10 protein-coding genes are annotated in these 13474 nt (G+C 67.9%); all 10 read left to right on the forward strand.

From position 1 onward, the window contains the following. Positions 1-79: 79 nt before the first annotated feature. Positions 80-694 carry a type IV toxin-antitoxin system AbiEi family antitoxin domain-containing protein gene (locus ACSFA5_RS00325; protein ID WP_435442968.1) on the forward strand — a complete coding sequence of 205 codons (615 nt, stop codon included), beginning with the start codon at positions 80-82 and terminating at the stop codon, positions 692-694. A 61-nt stretch (positions 695-755) separates the two neighbouring features. Then, the gene (locus ACSFA5_RS00330) at positions 756-1589 is read left to right on the forward strand and encodes a nucleotidyl transferase AbiEii/AbiGii toxin family protein (protein WP_435442009.1); all 834 of its coding nucleotides are present in this window, start codon (positions 756-758) and stop codon (positions 1587-1589) included. Between the two features lie 214 nt (positions 1590-1803). Next, positions 1804-3411, forward strand: coding sequence for a xanthine dehydrogenase small subunit (gene xdhA / locus ACSFA5_RS00335; protein ID WP_435442010.1), 1608 nt, complete (start codon positions 1804-1806; stop codon positions 3409-3411). Positions 3412-3413: 2 nt separating this feature from the next. Further along, complete coding sequence (gene xdhB / locus ACSFA5_RS00340) at positions 3414-5864, forward strand: xanthine dehydrogenase molybdopterin binding subunit (RefSeq protein WP_435442011.1); 2451 nt, start codon at positions 3414-3416, stop codon at positions 5862-5864. Between the two features lie 162 nt (positions 5865-6026). Then, the gene (locus ACSFA5_RS00345) at positions 6027-7019 is read left to right on the forward strand and encodes a LysR family transcriptional regulator (RefSeq protein ID WP_435442012.1); all 993 of its coding nucleotides are present in this window, start codon (positions 6027-6029) and stop codon (positions 7017-7019) included. Positions 7020-7098: 79 nt separating this feature from the next. Then, a complete protein-coding gene (locus ACSFA5_RS00350) occupies positions 7099-8499 on the forward strand; it encodes an NCS2 family permease (protein WP_435442013.1) in 1401 nt (466 codons plus the stop codon). An 86-nt stretch (positions 8500-8585) separates the two neighbouring features. Continuing rightward, the gene (locus tag ACSFA5_RS00355; RefSeq protein WP_435442014.1) at positions 8586-10136 is read left to right on the forward strand and encodes an ABC transporter ATP-binding protein; all 1551 of its coding nucleotides are present in this window, start codon (positions 8586-8588) and stop codon (positions 10134-10136) included. Next, positions 10129-11274, forward strand: a complete 1146-nt coding sequence (locus ACSFA5_RS00360; protein ID WP_435442015.1) for an ABC transporter permease — start codon at positions 10129-10131, stop codon at positions 11272-11274. Before ACSFA5_RS00355 ends, ACSFA5_RS00360 begins: the two co-directional genes overlap by 8 nt. Before the next feature lies 1 nt (position 11275). Next, positions 11276-12196 carry an ABC transporter permease gene (locus ACSFA5_RS00365; protein ID WP_435442016.1) on the forward strand — a complete coding sequence of 307 codons (921 nt, stop codon included), beginning with the start codon at positions 11276-11278 and terminating at the stop codon, positions 12194-12196. A 51-nt stretch (positions 12197-12247) separates the two neighbouring features. Further along, a complete protein-coding gene (locus ACSFA5_RS00370) occupies positions 12248-13417 on the forward strand; it encodes a BMP family ABC transporter substrate-binding protein (protein ID WP_435442017.1) in 1170 nt (389 codons plus the stop codon). The last annotated feature ends 57 nt before the right edge of the window (positions 13418-13474 follow it).

Raw genomic sequence — 13474 nt, forward strand, 5'->3', positions numbered from 1 at the left:
GCCGGCCGTTGTTCGGGTCGTTGCGTTATTAATGTCTTTGTTGACTTGTACATAGTTTTTGCAACAAACTCCCGGAATGATGATTCGTCCTGATGCCACGCGCGAACGGGCCGTCCTTGCACTGGCCGAGGGGCACCCCCTGCTGCGCGCACGCGACGTTCTGGCGCATGGGCTTCCCACCATGACACTGGGCCGGCTGGTCGCCGCCGGCAAGCTCGAGCGCGTGGCGCGCGGTGTCTACAGCCTTCCAGGCCGTCCATTGAGCGAACATCGCTCGCTCGCGGAAGTCGCCCTGCGCGTGCCGCGAGGGGTGGTCTGCCTGCTTTCGGCACTGCGCATGCACGGCATCGGCACCCAGGCGCCTTTCGAGGTGTGGCTGGCACTCCCGTCCAACGTGCCCGTGCCGCGCATCGCACACCCGGCACTGCGCGTGGTCAGGATGTCCGGCGCGGCACTTGCCGAAGGCATCGAACCGGAAGAGGTCGATGGCGTGCAGATCCCGGTCTTCAATGCGTCGAAGACCGTGGCCGACTGCTTCAAGTTCCGCAACAAGATCGGCCTGGACGTCGCGCTGGAAGCGCTTCACGACGGGTGGTCGCAGCGCAAGCTGAGCATGGACGCGCTCTGGCACTACGCCGCCGTCAATCGGGTGACGAACGTGATGCGCCCCTATATGCAGAGCGTGAGCGCATGAGTGCGAAGCCGGGCCGCCCCGAGCAAGCTCGCATTTCGGTGCGAAGCACGCAGGTTCCGCAATGAGCCGCAACCTCGCCGCCTCCATTCGGGCGCGCCTGAAGCAGCAGGCCGACGCATCGAAGCAGGACTTCAACCTCACGCTCACACGCTACGGCCTGGAGCGGCTCCTCTACAGGCTGTCCGTCTCGCCGCATGCGCCGGACTTCCTTCTGAAGGGTGCGTTGCTTTTTTCGCTGTGGTACGACCATCCTCACCGACCGACGCGCGATGCCGACCTGCTGGGCTTCGGCCCGAGCGACGTCGCGTCGGTGGTCGCGGCCTTCGTTCAGATTTGCCGGGTCGAAGTCGACGACGGCGTCGTCCTCGATTCGGCGTCCGTCAAGGGGTCGGAGATTCGCAAGGAGGTTGGCTATGGCGGCGTGCGCATCGACCTCCAGGCAAGGCTCGACGGCGCGCGCATCGCGCTGCAGGTGGACATCGGCTTCGGGGACGCGGTAACGCCGGCGCCGCAAGCTGTCTCTTATCCGGTCTTGCTGCACGACATGCCCGCGCCCCAGTTGCGCGCGTACCCCAAGTACACGGTGGTCGCCGAGAAATTCCATGCCATCTGCCTGCTGGGCATGGTCAACACCCGATTGAAGGACTACTTCGACCTGTGGGTCCTGCTCGTCGAAAGCCGGCTGGACGACCAGGAGCTGCGCCGCGCCATCGAGGCAACCTTCGCACGCCGGCAGATGCCGCTGCCTGCCGGCCTGACCGATGCCTTCGGGGCCGATGCCGACAAGCACAAACAGTGGGCGGCATTTCAAAAGAAGAACCGGCTCGCGACCGCTGCGCTGGGCGACATCGTCCGGGCGCTGCGGGCCGCTTTCGAGAAGGCCGGCGTCTTCTGACTGGGGCAGCGCCGCCTCGCGCGCCTTGGTGGTGCCGCGTGCGGCCGGCCCTTCGAATGGCCCATTAATTGCAACACCCCCAGCAAGGGTTTTCCAGCACGTTGCATACCGCACCCCACATACGCAATATGGCCGCCACGGTATGTTCGCCGCGACCGAAGCAGCTAACGTCCAGCCTTGGCCGAAAACCGAGCCGCCCACGAGCCCAAAGAGCATGAGCACCGACAGCAGTCACCAGATTCAACCCATCCGCTTCTTCCATCGCGGAAAGATCGTCGACGTGACCGGCGTCCACCCGACCCGTTCCGTGCTCGACTGGCTGCGCGAAGACGCCCGCTGCACCGGCACCAAGGAAGGCTGCAACGAGGGCGACTGCGGCGCCTGCACCGTCGTCATCGGCGAGCTGGCCTCCGACCCGCAGGCGCCGGGCGCGGTCGGCGGGCTGAACCTGCAGACGGTCAATGCCTGCATCCAGTTTCTGCCCACGCTGCACGGCAAGGCGCTGTTCACGGTCGAAGACCTCAAGGGCCAGTGCGCCAGGACCGTCGACAAGAAGCAGCACGCCGTGCACCCGCTGCACCCGGTGCAGCAGGCCATGGTCGACTGCCACGGCTCCCAGTGCGGCTTCTGCACCCCCGGTTTCGTGATGTCGCTGTGGTCCACCTACGAGCACCACCAGGCCGAAGGCACCCAGCCCACGCGCCAGCAGCTGGCCGACGACCTGTCGGGCAACCTGTGCCGCTGCACCGGCTACCGCCCGATCCTCGATGCCGGCCAGCGCATGTTCGACCTGCCTTCCGTGCGCCTGGACACGACGCCGGTGGTCGCCGCGCTCACCGCGCTGCAAAACGATGGCCTGGACTATGCCGCCCCCCTGGGCGCGCGCATCGACCACTTCCACGCCCCCAGGACTTTGGCCCAGCTCGCAGCGCTGCGCGAGCGCAAGCCCCGCGCCCAGCTGCTGGCCGGCTCCACCGACGTGGGCCTGTGGGTCAACAAGCAGTTTCGCGACCTGGGCGACATCATCTACGTGGGCGACGTGGCCGAAATGAAGACCATCGAAGACCGCGAGAACGATGCGGGCGGGGAGCTCTACATCGGGGCCGGCGCCTCGCTCGAGTCCGCCTTCGAGGCCCTGGTGCAACGCGTGCCCAACCTGCAGGACGTGTGGCTGCGCTTCGCCTCGCCGCCTATCCGCCATGCCGGCACCATGGGCGGCAACGTGGCCAACGGCTCGCCCATCGGCGATTCGCCGCCGGTGCTGATGTCGCTCGATGCGCAGATCGAGCTGCGCCGCGGCGACGCGGTGCGCCGCATGCCGCTGAGCGAGTTCTACCTGGACTACATGAAGAACCAGCTGCAGCCGGGCGAGTTCGTGCAGGGGCTGGCCGTGCCGCATGCGGCACTCAAGCGCCAGGTGCGCGCCTACAAGATCAGCAAGCGCTTCGACTGCGACATCTCGGCGCTGTGCGCGGGCTTCGCCATCGAGTTCGAAGCCGGCGGCGACACGGTCAAGGCCGTGCGCCTGGCCTTCGGCGGCATGGCCGCCACCGTGCGGCGCGCGGCCAACGCCGAGGCGGCCATTCTCGGCAAGCCCTGGACGCAGGCCAGCGTGGCCACCGCCAAGCTCGCGCTGGCGCAGGACTTCAAGCCGCTGTCGGACATGCGCGCCTCGGCCGACTACCGGCTGCTGGTGGCGCAGAACCTCGTCCAGCGCCTGTGGCTGGAAACCCGCGCCGCCGACGCCCTGTCGCTGGAAGAAACCAGCGTCTGGAGCGTGATGCCCCATGCCCCGGCCAAAGCGGCTGCCGAAGGAGTCTGACCATGAACAAACCCATCGACGCTCGCCTGCTGCAGCCCGCCGAGGCCTTTGCCGACTACCTGGCCAACACCGCCGCGCGCATCGACGTGGGCGCCGAGGCGCTGGCGCACGAGCGCGGCATGCGCGTGGGCATCAGCCGCCCGCATGAATCGGCGCACCTGCACGTGGCCGGCGAGGCCACCTACATCGACGACATTCCCGAGCTGGCCGGCACGCTGCACTGCGCGCTGGGCCTGTCGCCGGCCGCGGCCGGCCGCGTCACGGCCCTGTCGCTGGACGCCATCCGCGCCATGCCGGGCGTGGTCGCGGTGCTCACGGCCGACGACATTCCTGGCACCAACGACTGCGGCTCGATCGTTCACGACGACCCGATCCTGCTGCCCGTGAACGACGGTGGCGAAATTCGCTACCTCGGCCAGCCGGTGTTCGCCGTGATCGCCGAGACGCGGGAGGCTGCCCGCCGCGCCGCCGCGAAAGCGAAGGACGCGCTGACCATCGAGGCGCAGCCGCCCGTCATCACGCCGCAGGACGCCCATGCGCGCGGCCAGTACGTGGTGCCGCCCATGCACATCGTGCGCAGCGGCGGCGGCGCCAACGAAGGCGACGAGGCGGCCGTGCGCGCCGCCATCGCACAGGCGCCGCACCGCCACAAAGCCACGCTGGACGTGGGCGGGCAGGAGCAGTTCTACCTGGAGGGGCAGATCAGCTACGCCATTCCCAAGGAAGGCGGCGCGCTGCACATCCACTGCTCCACGCAGCATCCGAGCGAAATGCAGCACCTGGTGGCGCATGCGCTGCACCTGCAGTCGAACGAGGTGCATGTGGAGTGCAGGCGCATGGGCGGCGGCTTCGGCGGCAAGGAGTCGCAGTCGGCCATCTTCGCCTGCGTGGCGGCCGTGGCGGCGCGCCAGCTGCAGCGCCCGGTGAAGCTGCGGCTGGACCGCGACGACGACTTCATGATCACCGGGCGGCGCCACTGCTTCTGGTACGAATACGACGTGGGCTACGACGACGAGGGCCGCATCCTGGGCGCCGAGATCACGATGGTCTCGCGCGCCGGCCACTCGGCCGACCTGTCGGGCCCGGTGATGACCCGCGCGCTGTGCCACTTCGACAACGCCTACTGGCTGCCCAACGTGGCCATGCACGGCTTCTCGGGCAAGACCCACACTCAGAGCAACACCGCGTTTCGCGGCTTCGGTGGGCCGCAGGGCGCCATTGCCATCGAGAACATCCTCGACTCCGTGGCGCGCGAACTGAAGCGCGACCCGCTCGATGTGCGGCGCGTCAACTTCTACGGCAAGGCAGAGAACAACGTCACCCCTTACCGCCAGACCGTGACCGACAACATCATCCACGAACTCGTGGCCGAGCTGGAAGCATCGAGCGACTACCGCGCGCGGCGCGAAGACATCGCGGCCTTCAACAAAAAGAGCACTGTGCTCAAGCGCGGCCTGGCGCTGGCGCCGCTCAAGTTCGGCATCTCGTTCAACGTGAAGCACTTCAACCAGGCCGGCGCGCTGGTGCACGTGTACACCGACGGCTCCATCCTCGTGAACCACGGCGGCACCGAGATGGGCCAGGGCCTGAACACCAAGGTTGCTCAGGTGGTGGCGCACGAGCTGGGCGTGAGCTTCGAGCGCGTGCGCGTGACCGCTACCGACACGACCAAGGTGGCGAACACCTCGGCCACGGCGGCATCGACCGGCGCCGACCTGAACGGCAAGGCCGCGCAGGATGCCGCGCGCCAGATCCGCGAGCGCCTGGCAGAAAGCGCGGCAGCGCGCCATGGCGGCGAGGCGAGCGCCGTGCGCTTCGCCAACGACAAGGTCGAGGTCGCCGGGCGCACGCTGGCCTTCAGCACCGTGGTGGGCGAGGCCTACCTCGACCGCAAGCAGCTGTGGTCCGACGGCTTCTACGCCACGCCGGGCCTGAGCTGGGACAAGGACAAGATGCAGGGCCGCCCGTTCTACTACTACGCCTACGGCGCGGCGGTGAGCGAGGTGATCGTCGACACGCTCACCGGCGAATGGAAGCTGCTGCGTGCCGACATCCTGCACGACGCGGGCAAGTCGCTGAACCCGGCCGTGGACATCGGCCAGGTGGAAGGCGCCTTCATCCAGGGCATGGGCTGGCTCACCACCGAAGAGCTGGTGTGGCACCCGCAGAGCGGCAAGCTCACCACGCACGCGCCCAGCACCTACAAGATTCCGACCGCCAACGACTGCCCGCCCGTCTTCAACGTGCGCCTGTTCGAGGGCCAGAACTTCGAGGACTCCATCCACCGCAGCAAGGCCGTGGGCGAGCCGCCGCTCCTGCTGCCGTTCTCGGTGTTCTTCGCGATCCGCGACGCGGTGTCAGCGGCCGGCGACCACAAGGTCGATCCGCCGCTGAAGGCGCCGGCCACGAGCGAATCGATTCTTCGCGCCATCACCGCCGTTCAGACCGCCTAGTCACTCGTAGACTTTGGCGCATGTCCAAAGCTCTCTCCATGCCCCACGCCTTGACTTCATTCGCGAAACACCGCGGAACCGGCTTCGCCGGGCCGCTGGTGTTGCCCCCGGTAGGGGGCGGGCGTTGCGACACGAAGTGCGCGAAGACTGGGGGGGAGCAACATGCGTGACCAGGCGCTTTTCGACAAGATCGACCTGCATCTGATCCGGGTGCTTCACACCGTGCTGACCGACCGCAGTGTCTCGCGCGCAGCCATTCGCTTGGGGATGTACCAGCCGGCCGTTTCGGCCGCGCTCAAGCGCCTGCGCGAACTGTCGGGCGACCCGCTGCTGGTGCGCTCGGGCTCGGGCATGGTGCCCACCGACGCGGGGCTGCGCATGGTCGAGCCCGCCGCGAGCATCCTGCGCGCGGCCGAGATGCTGTTCTCCGACGCGCGCGGTTTCGATCCGCAGTCGGCGGCCACCACCTTCCGCATCGCGGCCAGCGACTACATGGACCCGCTGTTCCTGCCCATGCTGGTGGCGCAGGTCAAGCGCGACGCGCCGCTGTGCCAGATCGAGATCCACGCGCTCTCGCCCGACTCCGACTACCACGGGCACCTGGCGCTCGGCCAGGTCGACCTGGTCATCGGCAATTGGCTGAAGCCGCCGGAAGACCTGCACATGGCGCGGCTCTTCGGCGACGAGGTGGTGTCGCTGGTCAACAAGGACCATCCGGCGGTGCGCCGCGGCTGGGACCTGGAGACCTGGCTGGCGGCCGAGCACATCGCGCCCACGCCCATGCACCCGGGCGGGCGCGGCATCATCGACCAGATGCTCGACGCGCTGGGGCGGCAGCGCAACATCACGGCGCGCTGCGCGCACTTCGGGCTCATTCCCGACATGGTGGCCTCCAGCCTGCTGGTGCTGACCACCGGGCGCCAGTACTGCGAGCGCTTCGCCGCGCGCCTGCCGCTGAAGATCCTCGACTGCCCGGTGGCGCTGCCGCGCCTCATGTACTACCAGCTCTGGCACGAACGCACCCATTCCTCGAGCTCCGCGCGCTGGCTGCGCGAATGCATCAAGGACGTGGCGGCGTCGCTGCGTCCACCGGTGTCGCCCCTGCCCGTGGCACCCGGCCGGCTGCCTGCCGACCCTGAGACTTCCGATCCCTGAGAGATCCCCGCTCGCGCCGGCGTCGTGAGCGGGGGCAACGATGAAGCAACCGCCACTACAACAGCTGGAGACAAGCGAAATGAGTACGTTGGAACAGGCGCCCCAAGGCGCCGAGCCCCGCATTCCGGGGCATGACGAGTCCGCACGTGCGCGTGCAGCCGTGGGCGGCGCAAACCGCCCGGGCCTGCTGGAGCGGGTGTTCAAGCTCAGCGAGCACGACACCACGGTGCGCATCGAGCTGGTGGCGGGCCTGACCACCTTCCTCACCATGGCCTACATCATCTTCGTGAACCCGAGCATCCTCGGCGACGCGGGCATGCCCAAGGGCGCGGTGTTCGTGGCCACCTGCCTCATCGCGGCGCTGGGCACGCTGATCATGGGGCTGTATGCCAACTACCCGATCGCCATGGCGCCGGGCATGGGGCTGAACGCCTACTTCTCCTACGTGGTGGTGCTGGGCATGGGCTACACGTGGCAGGTGGCGCTGGGCGCGGTGTTCATCTCGGGCTGCCTGTTCCTGGTGGTGACCGTGACGGGGCTGCGCAAGCTGATCATCGACGGCATACCGCATTCGCTGCGAACGGCGATCACCGTGGGCATCGGCATGTTCCTGGCGCTGGTTGCGCTGAAAAGCGCGGGCGTGGTCGCGGCCTCGCCGGCCACCTTCGTCACGCTGGGCGACCTGCACACGCCGCCGGTCATCCTGGCCACGCTGGGCTTCTTCATCATCGTGGTGCTCGACCGGCTCAAGGTGCGCGGCGCGATCCTCATCGGCATCCTGGCGGTGACGGTGCTGTCGTTCTTCGTGGCCGACAACAAGTTCCACGGCGTGTTCGCGGCGCCGCCGTCGGTGGCGCCCACCTTCATGCAGCTGGACGTGATGGGCGCGCTCAAGGGCGGCATCCTGAACGTGGTGCTGGTGTTCTTCCTGGTCGAGATGTTCGACGCCACCGGCACGCTGATGGGCGTGGCCAAGCGCGCGGGCCTGCTGGTGCCCGGCAAGATGGAGCGCATGAACAAGGCGTTGCTGGCCGACAGCGGCGCCATCTTCGCGGGCTCGCTGCTCGGCACCTCCAGCACCACGGCCTATGTGGAAAGCGCGGCCGGCGTGCAAGCGGGCGGCCGCACCGGCCTTACGGCGGTGGTGGTGGCGCTGCTGTTCCTGGCCTGCCTGATGATCTCGCCGCTGGCGGGCTCGGTGCCGGCCTACGCCACGGCACCGGCGCTGTTCTTCGTGGGCTGCCTGATGCTGCGCGACCTGACCGAGCTCGACTGGGACGACACCACCGAGGTGATTCCGGCCGCGCTCACCGCGCTGGCCATGCCGTTCACCTACTCGATTGCCACAGGGCTGGCCTTCGGCTTCATCTCGTACGCGGTGCTCAAGCTGTTCACCGGACGGGCACGGGAAGTGCATGTGTCGGTGTGGATCATCGCGGCGGTGTTCCTCTTCAAGTTCGCTTACGTCGGCGCCCACTGACGGCGCGCCGCCGGTTGCGGGGACGCTATTAAACTGATAGCTGTTCCCGCCTTGATGTGTTGAACGAGACAAACCACGAAACCGGCATGACAACCCCCAGACTCCAACTCGCGCACATCACCAAGCGGTATCCCGCGGTGGTGGCCAACAGCGACATCTCCCTGGCCGTGCAGCCCGGCGAAATCCATGCCGTGCTCGGCGAGAACGGGGCCGGCAAGTCGACCCTGATGAAGATCATCTACGGGTCGGTCAAGCCCGACGAAGGCAGCGTCCTGTTCGATGGCCAGGCCGTCAACCTGCGCAACCCGCAGCAGGCGAGGGCGCTGGGCATCAGCATGGTGTTCCAGCACTTCAGCCTGTTCGACACGCTCACCGTGGCCGAGAACGTGTGGCTGGGCCTGGACAAGTCGCTGCAGCTGGCCGAGGTGGCGCGCAGCATCACCGCCAAGGCCGGCGAGTACGGGCTGGACATCGACCCCGCGCGGCCGGTGCACACGCTGTCGGTGGGCGAGATGCAGCGCGTGGAAATCATTCGCGCGCTGCTCACCAACCCCAAGCTGCTGATCCTGGACGAACCGACCTCGGTGCTCACGCCGCAGGCGGTCGTCAAGCTGTTCAACGTGCTGAAGAAGCTGTCGTCCGAGGGCTGCAGCATCCTCTACATCAGCCACAAGCTGCACGAGATCCAGGCGCTGTGCAGCGCCTGCACCGTGCTGCGCGGCGGCAAGGTCACGGGCGTGTGCAACCCGCAGAACGAAAGCACCCAGTCGCTGTCGCGCCTGATGATCGGCAGCGAACCGCCGCCGCTGCAGCACCGGCCGGTGCATGCGGGTGCGGTGGCCCTGCGCGTGAAGGCACTCACGCTGGCACGCGAAGACCAGTTCGGCGTAGACCTCGAGCGCGTTTCGTTCGACGTGCGCGCGGGCGAAATCGTCGGCATTGCGGGAGTCTCGGGCAACGGCCAGCGGGAGCTGCTCTACACGCTGTCGGGCGAGGACGTGCGCGCCGAGGCATCGATGGTCCAGGTGTTCGACAAGCCCGCCGGTCGGCTGCGCCCGCGCGCGCGGCGCGCGCTGGGCCTGCACTTCGTGCCCGAAGAGCGGCTGGGCCGCGGGGCCGTGCCCACGCTGGGGCTCGCGCACAACCTGCTGCTCACGCGCAGCGACGCGGTGGGCCGTGGCGGGTGGATCCGCACCGGCGCGCTGGAGCGCCAGGCCCGGGGCATCATCGAGCGCTTCAAGGTCAAGGCCGGTGGCCCGCGCGCCGCGGCGCGTTCGCTGTCGGGCGGCAACCTGCAAAAGTTCATCGTCGGCCGAGAGATCGACGCCAACCCCAAGCTCTTCATCGTCTCGCAGCCGACCTGGGGCGTGGACGTGGGCGCCGCCGCGCTCATTCACGCCGAGATCCTGGCGCTGCGCGACGCGGGCTGCGCCGTGCTGGTCATCAGCGAGGAACTCGACGAGCTGTTCAACATCTGCGACCGCCTGCATGTGATCGCCAAGGGCCGGCTGTCGCCGTCCATCGACCGCGCCGCGGCCACGCTGCCGCAGATCGGCGAATGGATGAGCGGCCTGTGGGACACCACGGCCGCCTCCGCCGACGCTGCCCCCGCCGCCAAGGAAGCTGCCCATGTTTAAGCTCGAACCCCGCCCGGAGCTCTCGCGCTTCTGGAGCTATGCCTCGCCGATTTTGGCGCTGCTGATCACCGTGCTGATCGGCGTGGCGCTGTTCGCCGCGCTCGGCAAGGACCCGGTGAAGGGCCTGCTGGTGTTCTTCTACGAGCCCATCAAGAACGGCTATGCCATCGGCGAGCTGATGGTCAAGGCCACGCCGCTGCTCATCATCGCGCTGGGGCTGGCCGTGTGCTTCCGCTCGAACGTGTGGAACATCGGGGCCGAAGGGCAGTTCGTGTTCGGCGCCATCGCGGCGGGCGGCGTGGCGTTGCTGGCCGACAAGACCACGGGGCAGTGGATCGTGGTGGTCATCCTGCTGGCCGGCACGCTGGGCGGCATGGTGTGGGCGGGCATCGTCGCGTTCCTGCGCGACAAGTGCAACGCCAACGAAATCCTGGTGAGCCTCATGCTGGTCTACGTGGCCACGCTGCTGCTGGGCTACATGGTCTTCGGCCCGTGGAAAGACCCGAACGGCTACAACTTTCCGCAGTCCAAGACCTTCGAGGCGGTCACGCAGATTCCGCGCCTCTTCAAGGGCTCGCGCGTGACCATCGGGCTGGTGATCGCGCTCGTCGGCGCGGGCGCGCTGTGGGTGTTCTTGTTCCGCACGCGGGCGGGCTTCGCGCAGCAGGTCGGTGGGTTGGCGCCCGCGGCCTCGCGCTACGCGGGTTTTTCGGCGCGGCGCGCGGTGTGGATCGCGCTGCTGACCTCGGGCGGCGCGGCCGGCCTGGCCGGTGCGCTCGAAGTGGCCGGCCCGCTCGGCCAGCTCACGCCGTACGTGCCCGCGGGCTACGGCTTCGCGGCCATCATCGTGGCCTTCGTGGGGCGGTTGCACCCGGTGGGCATGATCTTCTCGGCCATCCTGATGAGCATGTTCTACATCGGCGGCGAGCTCGCGCAGTCGCGCCTGGGCCTGCCCAAGTCGCTCACGGGCGTGTTCCAGGGCCTGCTGCTGTTCACGCTGCTGGCGTGCGACACCTTCATCGCCTACCGCATTCGCCGCAAGGCCTCGGCCAAGCCCGCCACCCTGACGACAAGCTCGCTGCAGGCCAGCACACCGCTGACGGCGCCTGTCGCCAGCGCCACCGAAGGGAGCCATTGACATGGACAGCTACGCACTCCTGCTGGGTTCCACGCTGAGCGCGGGCACCGTGCTCGCCATCGCGGCGCTGGGCCTGTTGATCAACGAGAAGGCCGGCATCGTCAACCTCGGCGCCGAGGGCCTGATGCTGTGCGCCGCCATTGCCGGTTTCGCGACCGTGGTCACCACGCGCAACCCCTGGCTCGGCTTCCTGGCCGGCATGGCGGCGGGCGCACTGCTGGCGGCCTTCTTCGGTGTGCTGGTGATCTGGCTCAACACCAACCAGTACGCCACCGGCCTCGCGCTGAGCCTGTTCGGCGTGGGCTTCTCCGCGTTCGCCGGCATCAACTTCGTGCAGGCCAAGCTGCCGGAAAGCGTGTCTTACGCCATTCCCGTGCTTAGCGACATTCCGCTCGTCGGCCCCGCGCTGTTCCGCCACCACCCGATGGTGTACTTCGCCGTGGTGCTGACCGTTGCGCTCATCTGGTTCCTGTACCGCACGCGCGCCGGCCTGGTGCTGCGCTCGGTCGGCGAATCGCCCGAGTCGGCGCATGCGCTGGGCTACCCGGTGCGGCGCATCCGCTTCATGGCCGTCATCGCCGGTGGCGCGCTGTGCGGGCTGGCGGGCGCCTACCTGTCGACCGTGTACACCCCGCTGTGGGTCGAGGGCATGGTCGCCGGCCGCGGCTGGATCGCGCTGGCGCTCACCACCTTCGCCACCTGGCGCCCGATGCGCGTGCTGCTGGGCGCCTACCTGTTCGGGGGGGTGTCGATGCTGGGCTTTCACCTGCAGAGCAGCGGCGTCGACGTGCCGCCGCAGTTCCTCAGCATGCTGCAGTACATCGCGCCCATCGTGGTGCTGGCGCTGATCTCGCGCAACCCGACTTTCATTCGCGTCAACATGCCGGCTTCCATCGGGAAACCGTTCTACCCCGGCTCATAATCGCGTTTTTCGTTTTCCCGCCAACCCGTCCTTTTTTGAGGATTTCCGACAATGAATGATCTGAACAAGCGCTCCCTGCTCAAGCTGGCTGCCCTCACGGCGGTTGCTTCGGCGGCCCTGATCGGCTGCGGCAAGAAAGAAGAAGCGGCAGCACCGGCAGCGGCCCCCGCGCCTGCACCGGCACCCGCCGCGGCCGCGCCGGCACCGGCGGCGCCGCTGAACATCGCGTTCGCCTACATCGGCCCGGTCGGCGACGGCGGCTGGACCTTCGCGCACGACAACGCCCGCAAGGCGCTCGAGAAGGAATTCGGCGACAAGATCAAGACCACCTTCGTCGAAAGCGTGCCCGAAGGCGCCGACGCCGAGCGCGTGTTCCGCGACCTGGTCGGCCAGGGCAACAAGCTCATCTTCGGCACCACCTTCGGCTACATGGAGCCCATGCTCAAGGTCGCGGCCGACACCAAGGACGTGAAGTTCGAGCACGCCACCGGCTACAAGACCGCCGAGAACATGCGCACCTACGACAGCCGCACCTACGAAGGCGCGTACATGGCCGGCGTCATTGCCGGTGCCATGACCAAGAGCAACACGCTGGGCGTGGTCGGCTCGGTGCCGATTCCCGAAGTGCTGCGCAACATCAACAGCTTCACGCTGGGCGCGCAGTCGGTCAACCCGAAGATCACGACCAAGGTCGTGTGGGTGAACGAATGGTTCAGCCCGCCGAAGGAAACCGAAGCGGCCACGGCGCTGATCAATGGCGGCGCCGACGTGCTGTTCCAGAACACCGATTCGCCGGCCGTGCTCAAGACCGCGCAGGAAAAGGGCAAGCGCGCCTTCGGCTGGGATTCGGACATGACCGCCTACGGCCCCAAGGCCCACCTGGCCTCGGCCACCATCAACTGGGCTCCGTACTACATCAAGGCCACCCAGGAAGCCCTGGACGGCAAGTGGACGACCGGCCAGGCGTGGTGGGGCGTGAAGGAAGGCGCCATCGACCTCGTGTCGATCGCCGACGACGTGCCCGCCGAAGCCAAGGCCAAGGTCGAGGAAGTGAAGAAGGGCCTGAAAGACGGCAGCTTCGTGATCTGGAAGGGTCCGATCCTGGGCCAGGACGGCAAGGAAGTGGTGGCCAAGGACGCCGTGGCCGACGACAAGTTTCTGTCGGGTGTGAACTTCTACGTCAAGGGCGTGGAAGGCAAGGTGCCCGGCGACAAGAAGTAGCCCGCCCCAGGCTGCGCGCACGTCGTGTCGCCATCGAGGCCGCCGCAAGGCGGCCTT

Source organism: Variovorax monticola (assembly GCF_051216855.1).
Classification (GTDB): Bacteria; Pseudomonadota; Gammaproteobacteria; order Burkholderiales; family Burkholderiaceae_C; genus Variovorax.

Coding starts and splice junctions, on each gene's coding strand:
- ACSFA5_RS00370 (WP_435442017.1), top strand. CDS start 12,248: ATGAATGATCTGAACAAGCGCTCCCTGCTCAAGCTGGCTGCCCTCACG.
- ACSFA5_RS00365 (WP_435442016.1), top strand. CDS start 11,276: ATGGACAGCTACGCACTCCTGCTGGGTTCCACGCTGAGCGCGGGCACC.
- xdhB (WP_435442011.1), top strand. CDS start 3,414: ATGAACAAACCCATCGACGCTCGCCTGCTGCAGCCCGCCGAGGCCTTT.
- ACSFA5_RS00330 (WP_435442009.1), top strand. CDS start 756: ATGAGCCGCAACCTCGCCGCCTCCATTCGGGCGCGCCTGAAGCAGCAG.
- ACSFA5_RS00350 (WP_435442013.1), top strand. CDS start 7,099: ATGAGTACGTTGGAACAGGCGCCCCAAGGCGCCGAGCCCCGCATTCCG.
- ACSFA5_RS00355 (WP_435442014.1), top strand. CDS start 8,586: ATGACAACCCCCAGACTCCAACTCGCGCACATCACCAAGCGGTATCCC.
- ACSFA5_RS00325 (WP_435442968.1), top strand. CDS start 80: ATGATTCGTCCTGATGCCACGCGCGAACGGGCCGTCCTTGCACTGGCC.
- ACSFA5_RS00345 (WP_435442012.1), top strand. CDS start 6,027: ATGCGTGACCAGGCGCTTTTCGACAAGATCGACCTGCATCTGATCCGG.
- xdhA (WP_435442010.1), top strand. CDS start 1,804: ATGAGCACCGACAGCAGTCACCAGATTCAACCCATCCGCTTCTTCCAT.
- ACSFA5_RS00360 (WP_435442015.1), top strand. CDS start 10,129: ATGTTTAAGCTCGAACCCCGCCCGGAGCTCTCGCGCTTCTGGAGCTAT.